The following is a 14,043-nucleotide window of genomic DNA, read 5'->3' as shown; positions in this document are numbered from 1 at the left end:
CCTAGAGAAGGGCCCGCAATTCGAGCGCGGCATCCTGCAGCAAGGGCAGCAGCTCGCGCTGGATCGCGCCTCGGGCCAGCCGTTGTGGCGGCAGCACGGCATTGAGCGCGCCGACGGTTTTTCCCTGCAGATTGCGCAGCGGCACCGCCACCGCATGGACGCCGATCTCGTGCTCCTCGCTGGCGATGCAGAAGTCCTGCTGCCGGATCTGGTCCAGGATCTTGCGCAACGCCCCGGGATCGGTGACGGTATAGGGCGTCAGGCGCACCAGCGCCCTGCCCTCGAGCCAGGCCGACAGCTCGGACTCGGGCAAGGCAGCGAGCAGCACGCGGCCGGTCGAGCTGGCATGTGCCGGCAGCCTGGCGCCCAGGTGCAGGCCGTAGGCCGTCAGCCGGCCCGCGGCAGCGGGAAGCGCCGCCCCCAGCGAGCTGCCATCCCAGTCATGCGCCACGGGCGAGGCCAGCGCCGCGGCGCTGCGCGCCACGATCACCACCGAATCACCCTCGAGCACCGCCGCCGAATAGGCATCGCGGGTCTGTACCGCGAGCCGGTTCAGCGTCGGCTGCACCGTGCGCGGCAGCCTTGCGCTGGCCAGGTAGCTGCCGGAAAAGCGCAGCACCTTGGCCGAGAGCCAGAAATGGCTGCCATCGCTCTCGAGATAGCCCAGGTGCGCGAGCGTGAGCAGGTGGCGCCGGGCCGCCGCGCGGGTCAGGCCGGCGCGCTGCGCCGCCTGGGTCGCGTTCAGGCGCTGGCGCTCAGTGTCGAAGCTCTCGAGCACCGCCATCCCCTTGGCCATGCCCTCGATGAAGTCGGCGCGGGCAATCGTCATGCGGTCCTCCAGTGACAGTTGATCATTAATTGCGCGATCATCGCGCAATTATTCCACTGATCGCGCAAAACCCGTTGCGCGAACTAGGCCAACGCGGAGGAAGCGCGCAAACTTTGCGCATCGCAGATCACCCCAAGGAGTTACTTCATGCGCACCCAAGTCGCCATCGTCGGCGCCGGCCCCTCGGGCCTGCTGCTCGGCCAACTGCTCGCCAAGGCCGGCATCGACGCCGTCATCCTCGAGCGCCAGACGCCCGACTATGTGCTCGGCCGCATCCGCGCCGGCGTGCTCGAGCAGGTCACCATCGACCTGATGGAAGAGGCAGGCGTGAGCCAGCGCATGCACGCCGAAGGCCTGGTGCACGAAGGCTTCGACATGCTGTACCAGGGCCAGCGCAAGCGCGTCGACCTGAGCAAGTGGACCGGCGGCAAGAAGGTCATGGTCTACGGCCAGACCGAAGTCACCCGCGACCTGATGGCGGCACGTGCTGCCGCCGGCCTGACCACGATCTACGAGGCGGCCAATGTCCAGGTGCACGACTTCGACGGCAAGAACCCGCGCGTGACCTACGAGAAGGATGGTCAGAGCCACGAGATCCAGTGCGACTTCATCGCCGGCTGCGACGGCTTCCACGGCGTCTGCCGCGCCAGCGCACCGCGCAACGCGATCAAGGAATTCGAGAAGGTCTACCCCTTCGGCTGGCTCGGCCTGCTGTCCGATACGCCGCCGGTGCACCACGAACTGATCTACGTCAACAGCCCGCGCGGCTTCGCGCTGTGCTCGCAGCGCAGCCAGACCCGTAGCCGCTACTACCTGCAGGTGCCGCTGACCGACAAGATCGACGAGTGGACCGATGACGCCTTCTGGCAGGAGCTCAAGCTGCGCCTGGACCCGGAAGCCGCCGCGAACCTGGTGACCGGCCCGAGCATCGAGAAGAGCATCGCGCCGCTGCGCAGCTTCGTGACCGAGCCGCTGCGCTTTGGCCGCATGTTCCTGGCCGGCGACGCGGGCCACATCGTGCCGCCGACCGGCGCCAAGGGCCTGAACCTGGCCGCGACCGACGTCAAGTACCTGTTCGATGGCCTGGTCGAGTACTACAAGGACGGCTCGGAAGCCGGCATCGACCGCTACTCCGAGCTGGCGCTGGCCCGCATCTGGCGCGCCGAGCGCTTTTCCTGGTGGTTCACCCAGCTGATGCACCGCTTCCCCGAGGACAGCGAGATCACGCAGAAGTTCCAGAACGCCGAGCTCGACTACCTGATGAACTCCGAAGCCGGCCTGACCAGCATCGCCGAGAACTATGTCGGCCTGCCGCTGGACTTCAGCCGCAACGGTCTGCTGAAGTCGCGCCCCTGATGGCATTGCGGCCATCCGGCCGCATGGACTGAAACAGCAAGGGCGCCCCTCAGGGCGCCCTTCTTGCGTCGTGCTTGCTGATTTTTCGATCCTCTCGACCAGGCACGCGATCTGGATCTGCCGGATCTGGCCGCTCAGGCCGTCAGCTTCAATCCGACGATGCCCGCGACGATGAGGCCGACGCAAGCCAGCCGGGCGACGGTGGCGGGCTCGCCGAACAGGATGATCCCGAACAAGACGGTGCCGACCGCTCCGATGCCGGTCCAGACCGCATAGGCGGTGCCCACCGGCAAGGTCCGCATCGCCAGGCCGAGCAGGCCGACGCTGGCGACCATCGCCGCGACCGTGCCGACCGAAGGCCAGAAGCGGCTGAAGCCCTCGGTGTATTTCAGCCCTATGGCCCAGCAGACCTCGAACAGGCCGGCGACCAGCAGAATCAACCAGGGCATGGCTCAGCGCTTCTTGCCCGAGGCCGGGCCAGTCGGCTTGCTGCCGGGGCGTGGCTTGCCGGCGGCGGTTCCCGCCCGCGGCGGCAGGCCGGTGTGCTGGGTCAGGATCTGGCCGCGCATTGGCTGTGCCTTGCCCGCTGCCTGGCCGGTGCCCGGCTTGGCCGGCGTTGCGCCCTGGACCGAGCGGGCCGGGCCCGAGCTCTTGCCGGCCGGCGTGCTGTTGCTGCGCCGCGCGCTCTGGTAGCCGTCATCGGTCAGCGGCTGGTAGGTGGGGATCAGGTGCTGCTTGCCGTTGCCGATCAGGTCGGCGCGGCCCATCGCCTTCAAGGCCTCGCGCAGCAGCGGCCAGTTCTTCGGGTCGTGGTAGCGCAGGAAGGCCTTGTGCAGGCGGCGCCGGCGCTCACCGCGCACCACGTCGACCTTCTCGCCGCGCTCGTCGCGGTGGATGCCCTTGAGCGTGTTGAGGCCGCTGTGGTACATCGCGGTCGCGGTCGCCATCGGGCTCGGGTAGAAGGTCTGCACCTGGTCGGCCCGAAAACCGTTCTTCTTGAGCCAGATCGCCAGATTCATCATGTCCTCGTCGCTGGTGCCCGGGTGCGCCGCGATGAAGTACGGGATCAGGAACTGCTTCTTGCCGGCCTCGGCGCTGAACTGCTCGAACAGTTGCTTGAAGCGGTCATAGGTCCCGATGCCCGGCTTCATCATCTTCGAGAGCGGGCCGGACTCGGTGTGCTCGGGCGCGATCTTCAGGTAGCCGCCGACATGGTGCTGGACCAGCTCCTTGACATACGCGGGGCTCTTGACCGCCAGGTCGTAGCGCAGGCCCGAGCCGATCAGGATCTTCTTGATGCCGCGCAGGCTGCGCGCGCGGCGGTAGATCTGGATCAGCGGGTCGTGGTTGGTGGTCAGGTTCTGGCAGAGGCCCGGATAGACGCAGCTGGGCTTGCGGCAGGCGGCCTCGATCTCGGGGCTGCGGCAGCCCAGGCGGTACATGTTCGCGGTCGGCCCGCCCAGGTCCGAGATCACGCCGGTGAAGCCTTTGACCTTGTCGCGGATGTCCTCGACCTCCTGGATGATCGATGCCTCGGAGCGGCTCTGGATGATGCGGCCCTCGTGCTCGGTGATCGAGCAGAAGGTGCAGCCGCCGAAGCAGCCGCGCATGATGTTGATCGAGAAGCGGATCATCTCCCAGGCCGGGATCTTGGTCGCGCCGTCATGGCTGCCGTTCTCGTCGGCATAGGCCGGGTGCGGGCTGCGCGCGTACGGCAGGTCGAACACATAGTCCATCTCGGACGTGGTCAGCGGGATCGGCGGCGGGTTGATCCAGACATCGCGTGCCGCCGTGCCGGAGCCATGGGCCTGGACCAGCGCGCGGGCGTTGCCCGGGTTGGTCTCGAGGTGCAGCACGCGGTTGGCATGCGCGTAGAGCACCGGGTCGGCCTTGACCGCCTCGAAGCTCGGCAGGCGGATCACGGTGCGATCGCGCGGCGGCTTGCCCTTGGCTTGCAGCGCCGGGTTGGCCATGAAGGTCAGCGGCTGGATGGAAGCACCCTGGCTGGCGCCGGTGGCGGTGGCGGCAGCTTTCGCGCCGGCATTGTCGCTGGCGCAGGCCGCGTTCTGTGCCGCGGCCTGCTCCTGGGCCTCGTCGTCGCGCGCGCAGCTCTGGCCCTGGGCCTTGGCCTGCTCCGACACCATCAGGTAGGGGTTCAGGTGGGCATCGACCCGGCCCGGCTGGTCGACCTCGGTCGAGTCGATCTCGAACCAGCCCTCGCCCGACTGCTTGCGCACGAAGGCGGTGCCGCGCACGTCGGTGATCTGCTCGACCGGCTCCTTGCGCGCGATGCGGTGCGCGACCTCGACCAGCGCGCGCTCGGCATTGCCGTAGAGCAGGATGTCGCACTTGCTGTCGACCACGATCGAGCGGCGCACCGTCTCGGTCCAGTAGTCGTAATGCGCGATGCGGCGCAGCGAGCCCTCGATGCCACCGAGCACGATCGGCACGTCCTTGTAGGCCTCGCGGCAGCGCTGGCTGTAGACGATGGCCGCGCGGTCGGGCCGCTTGCCGCCGACATCGCCCGGGGTGTAGGCGTCGTCACTGCGGATCTTGCGGTCGGCCGTGTAGCGGTTGATCATCGAGTCCATGTTTCCCGCGGTCACGCCCCAGAACAGGTTGGGCTTGCCGAGCACCTTGAACGGCTCGGCGCTCTGCCAGTCGGGCTGGGCGATGATGCCGACCCGAAAGCCCTGCGCTTCGAGCACGCGGCCGATCACGGCCATGCCGAAGCTCGGGTGGTCGACATAGGCGTCGCCCGTCACCAGGATGATGTCGCAGCTGTCCCAGCCGAGCTGCTCCATCTCGGCCCGGCTCATCGGCAGGAAGGGCGCGGTGCCGAAACGCTTGGCCCAGTAGGGCCGGTAGCTGGTCAGCGGCTTGGCGGCGCGCGGAAAGAAGGAGACATCGATGGGGGCGTTCATGGCGGGCCTGGGTCCGGGACAACCCTATATTGTAGGTTTTCGCGGGAAAACCTGTCGAGTCCCAGGTCTTGCCGCCGACCGCCCTTCTGTCTTATCAGGCCAGCGGCGCCAGCCCGAAGGCCTGGCGCAAGGCCCGCGCCGCGTCCTGATGCGCGGTCAAGGCATCGGGGATGGCACGTCCCATCTTGATGAAGTCGTGCACCATGCCGCGGTAGATCTCGAGCTCGACCGGCACCCCGCTCATGCGCAGCCGGTCCGCCATCAGCACCCCCTCGTCGACCAGCGGGTCGCATTCGGCCAGGCCGAACCAGGCCGGCGCGACGCCGTCGAGGTCATGCGCCAGCAGCGGGGCGAAGCGCCAGTCCTCGTGCTCCTCGTCGCGGCCCAAATAGTGTCCGAAGAACCAGTCGATCGACTCGGCCTCGAGCAGGAAGCCGTGCGCGAAGGTCTTGTGCGAAGGGGTATCGGCACGCGCCGCGCAGCCCGGGTAGAACAGCAGCTGCAGCGCCAGCCGGATGCCGGCATCGCGTGCCTGGATCGCGCTCACCAGGCTCAGCGTGCCGCCCGCGCTGTCGCCACCGACGGCGATGCGCTCCGGATCCAGCCCGAGCCCGGCGGCCTGCTCGCGCAACCAGACCAGCGCGTCCCAGCAATCGTCGACCGCGGCCGGAAACTGGTGCTCGGGCGCCAGCCGGTAGTCCAGCGCCAACACCGCGCAATGCGCGAGGTGGGACAGGTGCCGGCACAGGCTGTCGTGGGTGTCGAGGCTGCCGACCGTGAAGCCGCCGCCGTGAAAATAGAGCAGCACCGGCAAGCCGGGCTCGGCCTCGGGCAGCGCGGGCGCATAGAGCCGCGCCGCGACCTGGGCGCCGTCGCGCATCGGCAGGCTGAGCGACTCGACCCTTTTGAGCTTGTGCGGCGGCAGGTCGAGCACGCTGGCGCCGGCCTCGTAGAAGGCCTTGGCCTGCTCGGGCGTGAGCAGGTGCAGCGGCATGCGCTGCGCGCGCGCGATGCGGTCGAGCACGCCGCGCATCACGGGCTTGAGCAGGGCCCTGGGATTGGGATGATGCATGGACAGGGGCGGATCAGAGGAAGCGGTCGAGCAGCTTGCGGCTGTGCTTGTCGAGCGACAGCGGGTCGCGGATCATGAACTGCACGCCATGGCTGTCGAGCACCAGCAGGGTGGTCGGGTTGAGGCGGCGCAGGTCCTCCTCGCCCTTGAGGACGAACTCGCAGCGGCCGCGGTCGGTCTCGACCGTCCAGCGGCTCGGGGTCGCGAACGAGCTGACCTCGAGCAGGCGCTGGATCACCGGCATGAATTCGCGCTGGTGCAGCTCCTGCTCGAGCAGCGCGCGCTGCTCGGGCGGCAGTTCGGCCAGGTCGGCGATCCAGGCCACCTCGTGGCCGCTGGGTCCGACCAGCGAGATGTTCGCCGCCGGGGTCTGGATCGGGAAGGCGCGCACGGCCGTGACCGGCTCGTGGACGGTGCCGTCAGGATCCTGGACCTTGAGTCGGCCCAGCAAGTTGCGTTCGATCCGCAGGGTAGGCAGGGTAGACATCGGGTTCATTCCTCCGGCAGCAGGTCGCGGTTGGCTTCGGCCTGGCGCTGTTGCGCCTGGTAGAGGCGGAAATAAGCGCCTTCGCGCGCCATCAGTTCGTCGTGCGAGCCCTCCTCGACCTTGCGCCCCTTGTCCATCACGACCAGGCGATCGGCCTTGCGCAGGGTGGACAGGCGGTGCGCGATCGCGATCGTGGTGCGGCCCTTGACCAGGTTGTCGAGCGCCTTCTGGATCTCCTTCTCGGTCTCGGTGTCGACGGCGGAAGTCGCCTCGTCCAGGATCAGGATGCGCGGGTCGATCAGCAACGCGCGCGCGATCGAGATGCGCTGGCGCTCGCCGCCAGAGAGGCCCTGGCCGCGCTCGCCGACCAGCGAGTCGTAGCCCAGCGGCAGGCGCAGGATGAAGTCGTGCGCATGCGCCGCCCGGGCTGCCGCGACGATCTCCTCGCGCGTCGCGTTGGGCTTGCCATAGGCGATGTTCTCGGCGATGGTGCCGAAGAACAGGAAGGGCTCCTGCAGCACCAGGCCGATATGGCGCCGGTAGTCGGCAATCGCCATCTGGCGGATGTCGGTGCCGTCGACCAGGATCGCGCCCTCGGCCAGGTCGTAGAAGCGGCAGATCAGGTTGACCAGCGTGCTTTTCCCCGAGCCGCTGTGGCCTACCAGGCCGACCATCTCGCCCTCGTTGAGGGTCAGGTCGAGGTCGCGGATCACCGCGCGGTTGCCGTAGCGAAAGCCCGCGCCGCGGATCTCGATCTTGCCGCGCACCTTGGGCAACACCACCGGCTGGGCCGGCTCGGGCACGCTCGAGACATGGTCCAGGATGTCGAAGATGCGCTTGGCACCCGAAGCCGCCTTCTGCGTCACCGAGACGATGCGGCTCATCGAGTCGAGTCGGGTGTAGAAGCGGCCGATGTAGGCGATGAAGGCCGTCAGCACGCCGACCGAGATGCTGTCCTTGGACACCAGCCAGATGCCGAAGGCCCAGACCATCAGCAGGCCGATCTCGGTCAGCAGCGAGACGGTCGGGGAAAACAGCGACCACAGCTTGTTGAGCCGGTCGTTGACCTCCAGGTTGTAGCGGTTGGCGTCACGGAAGCGCTGCGCCTCGCGGTCTTCCTGGGCAAAGGCCTTGACGACCCGGATGCCCGGAATCGTGTCGGCCAGCACGCTGGTGACCTCGGACCAGACCCGGTCGATCTTCTCGAAGCCGGTGCGCAGGCGATCGCGCACGGCATGGATCAGCCAGCCGATGAAGGGCAGCGGCAGCAGGGTCGCCAGCGCCAGCGTCGGGTTGATCGAGAACAGGATGCCCGCCGTCATCAGGATCATCAGCACGTCGGTCGCGAAGTCGAGCAGGTGCAGCGACAGGAAGACGTTGATGCGGTCGGTCTCGTTGCCGATGCGCGCCATCAGGTCGCCGGTGCGCCGCCCGCCGAAATACTCGAGCGAGAGCTTGAGCAGGTGCTCGTAGGTGGTGGTGCGCAGGTCGGCGCCGATGCGCTCGGAGACCAGCGCCAGGATATAGGTCTTGATCCAGCCCAGTGCCCAGGCCAGCAGCGCCGAGCCGAACAGGCCGCCGAGCAGCAGGGCCACCAGGCCGCTGTCGATCGGCTGTCCGTTCTGGTAGGGAATCAGCACCTTGTCCATCAGCGGCATGGTCAGATAGGGCGGCACCAGGGTCGCTGCGGTCGAGGCCAGCGTCAGCAGGAAGCCAGCCAGCAGCTGCCAGCGGTAGGGATGGGCGAAGCGCCACAGGCGCAGCAGGGTCCAGGTCGAGGGCGGGGTATGGATCACCTGGGCGCAGACCTCGCATTCGTCGAGCTCGGGGTCGAGCGGCGACTGGCATTGCGGGCACAGGCTCAGTGGCGAGATCTGCAGCGGCTTGCCGTGCAGCAGGAATTCGCGCCTGGCCTCGAACTGCTCGAGCAGGCGGTTGGCCTGCACATGGCCGCCCAGGGTGTAGCGCCAGGCCGCGATGCGCCGCTGCCCCTGGACCAGCTCGAGCAGGCCGACCCCGTTGTGGTCGCTGCACAGCAGCTTGATTTCCTGGTCCAGCGCCCAGTGACGCAGCCCGGGCTGCTCGGTCCCGCCCTCGAAGGCCCAGAGCTGGTCGGCCGTGACCACCAGCAGGCCGGCACCGAAATGCAGCTGCTCGTCCAGGTCGAGCTCCAGCCAGGCCTGGACCGGCGAGCTGCCGAGCTTGCCGGTGACGGCAGAGCGCCAGGCCTGCGGGAATCCCGACGGCAATTCAGCCAGTTCTTTGAGTGACGACATGTTGCAATTTATTTTGGATGGCTGTACGCCAAAGGCGTCAAGTGAGTAGAAAATCGCCAGCAGCAGGCTGGCCAGGAGGTCGGTGCTCCAGTACTGTCCCGGTAGCCATCCTGATTCAGTTTGTTCAGATTGTAAAGCTGAGCCCTGCCGCATTCCTGCCCCACAAGAACCGGTCGTCGAGATCATCCCGGTGTCGCTACCCGCCCCAGATCCGATCTCGCGCCCAGCATGCCCGACATGAAGCACCAACCTATACAGCTGCTGCGCATCAACCACCTGCGCGGCCCCAGCATCTGGACCTACCACCAGGCGGTCGAGGTCCTGATCGACATCGGCGCGCTCGAGGACTGCCCCTCCCATACCCTGCCCGGCTTCACCGACCGCCTGCTGGCCTGGCTGCCCGGGCTGCATGAGCACCATTGCGGCCTCGGCTACCGCGGCGGCTTCGTCGAGCGCCTGCGCGACGGCACCTGGCCCGGCCACATCATGGAGCATGTCTCGATCGAGCTGCAGAACCTGGCCGGCCTGCCGTCGGCCTTCGGCAAGGCGCGCTCGACCGACCAGCGCGGCGTCTACAAGGTGGTCATCCGCACCGGCCAGAAGCAGGTCGGCATCCAGGCGCTGACCGATGCGCGCGACCTGGTGATGGCCGCGATCAACGACGAAGCCTTCGATGTCGCCGCCTGCGTGCAGCGACTCAAGACCCTGATCGAGCTGCATGCCATGGGCCCGAGCACCCGCGCCATCGTCGAGGCCGCGACCCAGCGCAAGATCCCGCATATCCGCCTGATCGACGACGGCAACCTGGTCCAGCTCGGCTACGGCGCCAAGCAGCGCCGGATCTGGACCGCCGAGACCGACCGCACCAGCGCGATCGCCGAGGGCATCTCCAAGGACAAGGACCTGACCAAGCAACTGCTCGAGTCCTGCGGCGTCCCCACCCCCGAGGGCCAGGAAGTCGACAGCGCCGAAGAGGCCTGGGAAGCGGCGCAGGACATCGGCCTGCCGGTGGTCGTCAAGCCCTCCAACGCCAACCGCGGCCGCGGCGTGGTGATCAACCTGCGCACCCGCGAGGAAGTCATGGCCGCCTACGAGATCGCGGCCAAGGTCAGCTCCTATGTCATGGTCGAGCGCATGGTCGAGGGCGAGGAGCACCGCCTGCTGATCGTCGGCAACAAGATGGTGGCGGCGGTGCGCGGCGAGCTGTCCTACATCACGGCCGACGGCCAGTCGACGGTGGCGCAGCTGGTCGAGACCCAGATCAACTCCGACCCGCGCCGCGGCGTCGAGGAGCATTTCCCGCTCAACCCGATCCTGCTGCCGCAGAACGGCAAGGTCATGCTCGAGCTGCAGCGCCAGGGCCTGGCGCCCGACTCGGTGCCCGAGGCCGGCCGCAAGATCCTGCTCGAGCGCAACGGCGTGCTCAACCAGGACATCACCGACCTGGTCCACCCCTCGGTGGCCGAACTGGCCGCGCTGGCCGCGCGCATCGTCGGGCTCGACATCGCTGGCGTCGACGTGGTCGCGACCGACATCTCGCGCCCGCTCGAGTCCCAGGGCGGCGCCATCATCGAGGTCAATGCCGGCCCCGGCCTGCTGATGCACCTCGAGCCCGCCGTGGGCCAGCCGCGCCCGGTCGGCCAGACCATCGTCGAGCACCTGATGGGGCAGGACAACAACGGCCGCATCCCGGTGGTCGGCATCAGCGGGGTCGAGCACACCACGGCGGTCGCGATGCTGACTGGCTGGTTGCTGTATCGCGCCGGCTATGTGACCGGCCTGGCCTGCAATGCCGGCATGTACCTGCAGATGGACCGGATCGAGACCGCCTCGCCGGGCGAATGGGAGTCCGGCCAGCGCATCCTGATGAACCGCACCACGACGGCGGCGGTGATCGAGAGTTCGCCGCGCAGCATCCTCGAGAACGGCCTGGCCTACGACCGCTGCCAGGTCGGCGTCGTGACCGGCCTGCCGGTGCCCGTGGGGCTGGAGGACCACCATGTCCACACCCACGAGCAGATGCGCACCGTGCTGCGTACCCAGATCGACGTCGTGCTGCCGACCGGCTGCGCCGTGCTCAATGCCGACGACGAGGCCTGCGCCGGCCTGGCCGAACTCTGCGACGGCTCGGTGCTGTTCTACACCGTCAATGCCGACCACGAGCTGCTGGCCGAGCATTGCGCGCAGGAAACGGGCCGCTTCCTGGTCGTGCGCGAGCAGCAGATCGTGCTGCTCGGACACCAGACCCAGACCCCGGTGATGGACCTGCGCCATCCGGTGGTCCAGCGCCTGTTGCAGCAGCACCTGCCCTTGCCCGCCCTGCTGGCCGCCGTGGGCGCCGCGCTCGCGCTCGACATGGACCCGGCCCTGGTTCGCGCCGGGGTCGAGACCGCCGAATAAACCTTTTCTGGCTGATCAAGCAAGATGGAAGTTTCCCGCATCCGGGCCCTGCGCGGCCCCAACCTCTGGTCCCGCCACACCGCGATCGAGGCCGTCGTCACGCTCACTCCCGCGGAGTGCGACCTGTCCCAGCTGCCCGGCTTCGTCGAGCAGCTGCGCCAGCGCTTCCCGCAGATCGGTGCCCTGCCACGACCCAGCGCCCAGGCCAGCCTGTCGCTGGCCCATGCGCTCGAGCGCGCGACGCTGGCGCTGCAGGCCGAGGCTGGCTGCAAGGTCAGCTTCGGCCGCACCGCCAAGGCACCCGATCCGGGCGTCTACCAGATCGTGGTCGAATACACCGAGGAAGAGGTCGGCCGCATGGCACTCGACCTCGCGATCGAGCTGGTCGAAGCCGCACTGGAAGGAAAACCCTTCGACCTGGTCGAGGCGATCGCACGCCTGCGCGAGACCGACGAGGAAGTGCGCCTGGGCCCCTCGACCGGCTCCATCGTCGATGCCGCAGTCGCGCGCGGCATTCCCTACCGCCGGCTGACCAAGGGCAGCCTGGTCCAGTTCGGCTGGGGCAGCAAGCAGCGCCGCATCCAGGCCGCCGAGATCGACTGCACCAGCGCGATCGCCGAAGGCATCGCCCAGGACAAGGACCTGACCAAGAAGCTGCTGCACTCGGCTGGCGTGCCGGTACCGCTGGGCCGTCCGGTCAAGAGCGAGGAAGACGCCTGGGCGGCCGCGCAGGAACTCGGCGGTCCGGTAGTGGTCAAGCCGCTCGACGGCAACCAGGGCAAGGGCGTGACGGTCAACGTCGAGACGCGCGAGCAGGTCATCGCCGGCTACCGCAATGCGCGTCACTACCGCGAGGAAATCCTGGTCGAGCGCTACCTGCCCGGCATCGACTACCGCTTCCTGGTGGTGGGCGACAAGCTGGTGGCGGCGGCCCGGCGCGACCCGCCGCTGGTGGTCGGCGACGGCTCGCACACCGTGCGCGAACTGGTCGACATCGTCAACCAGGACCCCAAGCGCGGCGACGGCCACGCGACCCCGCTGACCAAGATCCGGCTCGACGAGATCGCGATCGACCGCCTGCGCGAGCAGGACCTGACACCCGAATCGGTGCCGGTGCTGGGCCAGCGCGTCGTGCTGCGCAACAACGCCAACCTCTCGACCGGCGGCAGCGCGACCGACGTGACCGACGAAGTCCATCCCGAGGTCGCGGCCCGCGCGGTGGCCGCGGCCCAGATGGTGGGACTCGACATCTGTGGCGTCGACGTGGTGTGCCAGAACGTGATCGAGCCGCTCGAGCAGCAGTCCGGCGGCGTGGTCGAGGTCAATGCCGCCCCGGGCCTGCGCATGCACCTGAGCCCGAGCTTCGGCAAGGGCCGCAACGTGGGCGAGGCAGTCATCAACCACATGTACCCGGACGGCGACGATGGCCGGATTCCGATCGTCGCGGTCACCGGCACCAACGGCAAGACCACCACCGTGCGCCTGACCGCGCATCTGCTCAAGGGCCATGGCCTGCGCGTGGGCATGACCAACACCGACGGCGTCTATGTCAACGGCCGCCAGACCGACAGCGGCGACTGCAGCGGCCCGCGCAGCGCGCGCAACGTGCTGATGAACCCCGACTGCGATGCCGCCGTCTTCGAGACCGCCCGCGGCGGCCTGCTGCGCGAGGGTCTGGCCTATGACCGCTGCCAGGTCGCGGTGGTGACCAATATTGGCGCCGGCGACCACCTGGGGCTGAACTTCATCACCACGCTGGAGGACCTGCGCGTGCTCAAGCGCGTGATCGTGCTCAACGTGGCGCCCGGCGGCATGGCCGTGCTCAACGGCACCGACCCCGAGGTCGTCAAGATGGCCAAGCATTGCCCGGGCCAGATCACCTACTTCGGCTACGACCCGCACCACCCGGTGATCGCCACCCATCGCGCGCTGGGCAAGCGGGTGCTGTTCGTCGACCAGGGCGACATCGTCGCGGTCGAAGGCAGCCGCGAGGTCCGCCTCCCGCTGTCGGGAGTGCCGATCACCGCCAACGGCGCGATCCGCTTCCAGGTCGAGAACGCGCTGGCCGCCATCGGCGCGGCCTGGGCGCTGAACCTGCCCTGGGACCAGATCAAGGCCAGCCTGGCGACCTTCGTCAGCGACGCCCAGGCCGTGCCGGGCCGCTTCAACCTGTTCGACTACAAGGGCGCGACGCTGATCGCCGACTACGGCCACAACCCGGACGCGATCCAGGCCTTGTCCGATGCGGTCAAGAACATGCCGGCCAAGCAGCGCGTGGTCGTGATCAGCGGCGCGGGCGACCGGCGCGACGAGGACATCCGCGACCAGACCAAGATCCTGGGCCAGGTGTTCGACGAGGTCATCCTGTACCAGGATGCCTGCCAGCGCGGCCGTGCCGACGGCGAGGTGCTGGCGCTGCTGCGCGAAGGCCTGGTCGGTGCGACCAGAACCCAGCGCGTGCAGGAGATCCAGGGCGAGTTCGTCGCCATCGACAGCGCGCTGGCCGTGCTGCAGCCCGGCGACCTGTGTCTGATCCTGATCGACCAGGTTGAGGAGGCGCTGGCGCATATTGCCAAGCGCTGCGAGGAAGCCAAGGGCGGCTGACGCCCGGCCGCGATCCGGCCACCAATGCAAGAAAGGCTGCGCCCAGGCGCAGCCTTTCTTGTTTTCACGCGCCGGGGATTGCGGGGATTGTCACC

At 68.3% G+C, this 14,043-nt stretch carries 9 protein-coding genes; 3 read left to right on the top strand and 6 right to left on the bottom strand.

Annotated elements, in window-relative coordinates:
* Window position 1: 1 nt before the first annotated feature.
* Entirely contained in the window at window positions 2-829 is an 828-nt protein-coding gene (locus tag C6P64_RS10765; RefSeq protein ID WP_105748566.1) for an IclR family transcriptional regulator domain-containing protein, read from the bottom strand.
* Between the two features lie 147 nt (window positions 830-976).
* Here C6P64_RS10765 and pobA point away from each other — a divergent pair, with 147 nt between their 5' ends.
* Window positions 977-2,185, top strand: coding sequence for a 4-hydroxybenzoate 3-monooxygenase (pobA, locus tag C6P64_RS10760; RefSeq protein WP_105748565.1), 1,209 nt, complete (start codon window positions 977-979; stop codon window positions 2,183-2,185).
* Between the two features lie 134 nt (window positions 2,186-2,319).
* Here pobA and sugE read toward each other — a convergent pair whose 3' ends face one another.
* The 5 genes from sugE to C6P64_RS10735 form a co-directional block, all read right to left on the bottom strand.
* Window positions 2,320-2,634: a quaternary ammonium compound efflux SMR transporter SugE gene (gene sugE / locus C6P64_RS10755; protein ID WP_105748564.1), complete on the bottom strand. Its 315-nt coding sequence runs from the start codon at window positions 2,632-2,634 to the stop codon at window positions 2,320-2,322.
* A 3-nt stretch (window positions 2,635-2,637) separates the two neighbouring features.
* The gene (locus C6P64_RS10750; protein WP_105748563.1) at window positions 2,638-5,109 is read right to left on the bottom strand and encodes a YgiQ family radical SAM protein; all 2,472 of its coding nucleotides are present in this window, start codon (window positions 5,107-5,109) and stop codon (window positions 2,638-2,640) included.
* Window positions 5,110-5,203: 94 nt separating this feature from the next.
* Window positions 5,204-6,181: an alpha/beta hydrolase gene (locus C6P64_RS10745; protein WP_245911699.1), complete on the bottom strand. Its 978-nt coding sequence runs from the start codon at window positions 6,179-6,181 to the stop codon at window positions 5,204-5,206.
* Window positions 6,182-6,194: 13 nt separating this feature from the next.
* On the bottom strand, window positions 6,195-6,668 hold the full coding sequence (locus C6P64_RS10740; RefSeq protein ID WP_105748619.1) for a cyanophycin metabolism-associated DUF1854 family protein: 474 nt from the start codon (window positions 6,666-6,668) through the stop codon (window positions 6,195-6,197).
* A 5-nt stretch (window positions 6,669-6,673) separates the two neighbouring features.
* Window positions 6,674-8,944 (bottom strand): cyanophycin metabolism-associated ABC transporter, encoded by a 2,271-nt coding sequence (locus C6P64_RS10735; protein ID WP_105748562.1) that lies wholly within the window; start codon window positions 8,942-8,944, stop codon window positions 6,674-6,676.
* A 237-nt stretch (window positions 8,945-9,181) separates the two neighbouring features.
* Between C6P64_RS10735 and C6P64_RS10730 the strand changes: the two genes are divergently transcribed.
* Together C6P64_RS10730 and cphA are read left to right on the top strand one after the other, a co-directional pair.
* Window positions 9,182-11,344: a cyanophycin synthetase gene (locus C6P64_RS10730; protein WP_105748561.1), complete on the top strand. Its 2,163-nt coding sequence runs from the start codon at window positions 9,182-9,184 to the stop codon at window positions 11,342-11,344.
* Window positions 11,345-11,368: 24 nt separating this feature from the next.
* A complete protein-coding gene (cphA, locus tag C6P64_RS10725; RefSeq protein WP_105748560.1) occupies window positions 11,369-13,948 on the top strand; it encodes a cyanophycin synthetase in 2,580 nt (859 codons plus the stop codon).
* Window positions 13,949-14,043: the final 95 nt, after the last annotated feature.

It is taken from the genome of Malikia granosa, from assembly GCF_002980595.1.
In the GTDB taxonomy this organism is placed as follows: Bacteria; Pseudomonadota; Gammaproteobacteria; order Burkholderiales; family Burkholderiaceae_C; genus Malikia; species Malikia granosa.
The sequence above is the reverse complement of the archived record's forward strand: the minus strand, read 5'-3'. Positions and strand labels throughout refer to the sequence as shown.

Excerpts from the sequence above, each read along its gene's own strand:
- C6P64_RS10765 (WP_105748566.1), bottom strand. The coding sequence starts at position 829 with ATGACGATTGCCCGCGCCGACTTCATCGAGGGCATGGCCAAGGGGATG.
- pobA (WP_105748565.1), top strand. The coding sequence starts at position 977 with ATGCGCACCCAAGTCGCCATCGTCGGCGCCGGCCCCTCGGGCCTGCTG.
- sugE (WP_105748564.1), bottom strand. The coding sequence starts at position 2,634 with ATGCCCTGGTTGATTCTGCTGGTCGCCGGCCTGTTCGAGGTCTGCTGG.
- C6P64_RS10750 (WP_105748563.1), bottom strand. The coding sequence starts at position 5,109 with ATGAACGCCCCCATCGATGTCTCCTTCTTTCCGCGCGCCGCCAAGCCG.
- C6P64_RS10745 (WP_245911699.1), bottom strand. The coding sequence starts at position 6,181 with ATGCATCATCCCAATCCCAGGGCCCTGCTCAAGCCCGTGATGCGCGGC.
- C6P64_RS10740 (WP_105748619.1), bottom strand. The coding sequence starts at position 6,668 with ATGTCTACCCTGCCTACCCTGCGGATCGAACGCAACTTGCTGGGCCGA.
- C6P64_RS10735 (WP_105748562.1), bottom strand. The coding sequence starts at position 8,944 with ATGTCGTCACTCAAAGAACTGGCTGAATTGCCGTCGGGATTCCCGCAG.
- C6P64_RS10730 (WP_105748561.1), top strand. The coding sequence starts at position 9,182 with ATGAAGCACCAACCTATACAGCTGCTGCGCATCAACCACCTGCGCGGC.
- cphA (WP_105748560.1), top strand. The coding sequence starts at position 11,369 with ATGGAAGTTTCCCGCATCCGGGCCCTGCGCGGCCCCAACCTCTGGTCC.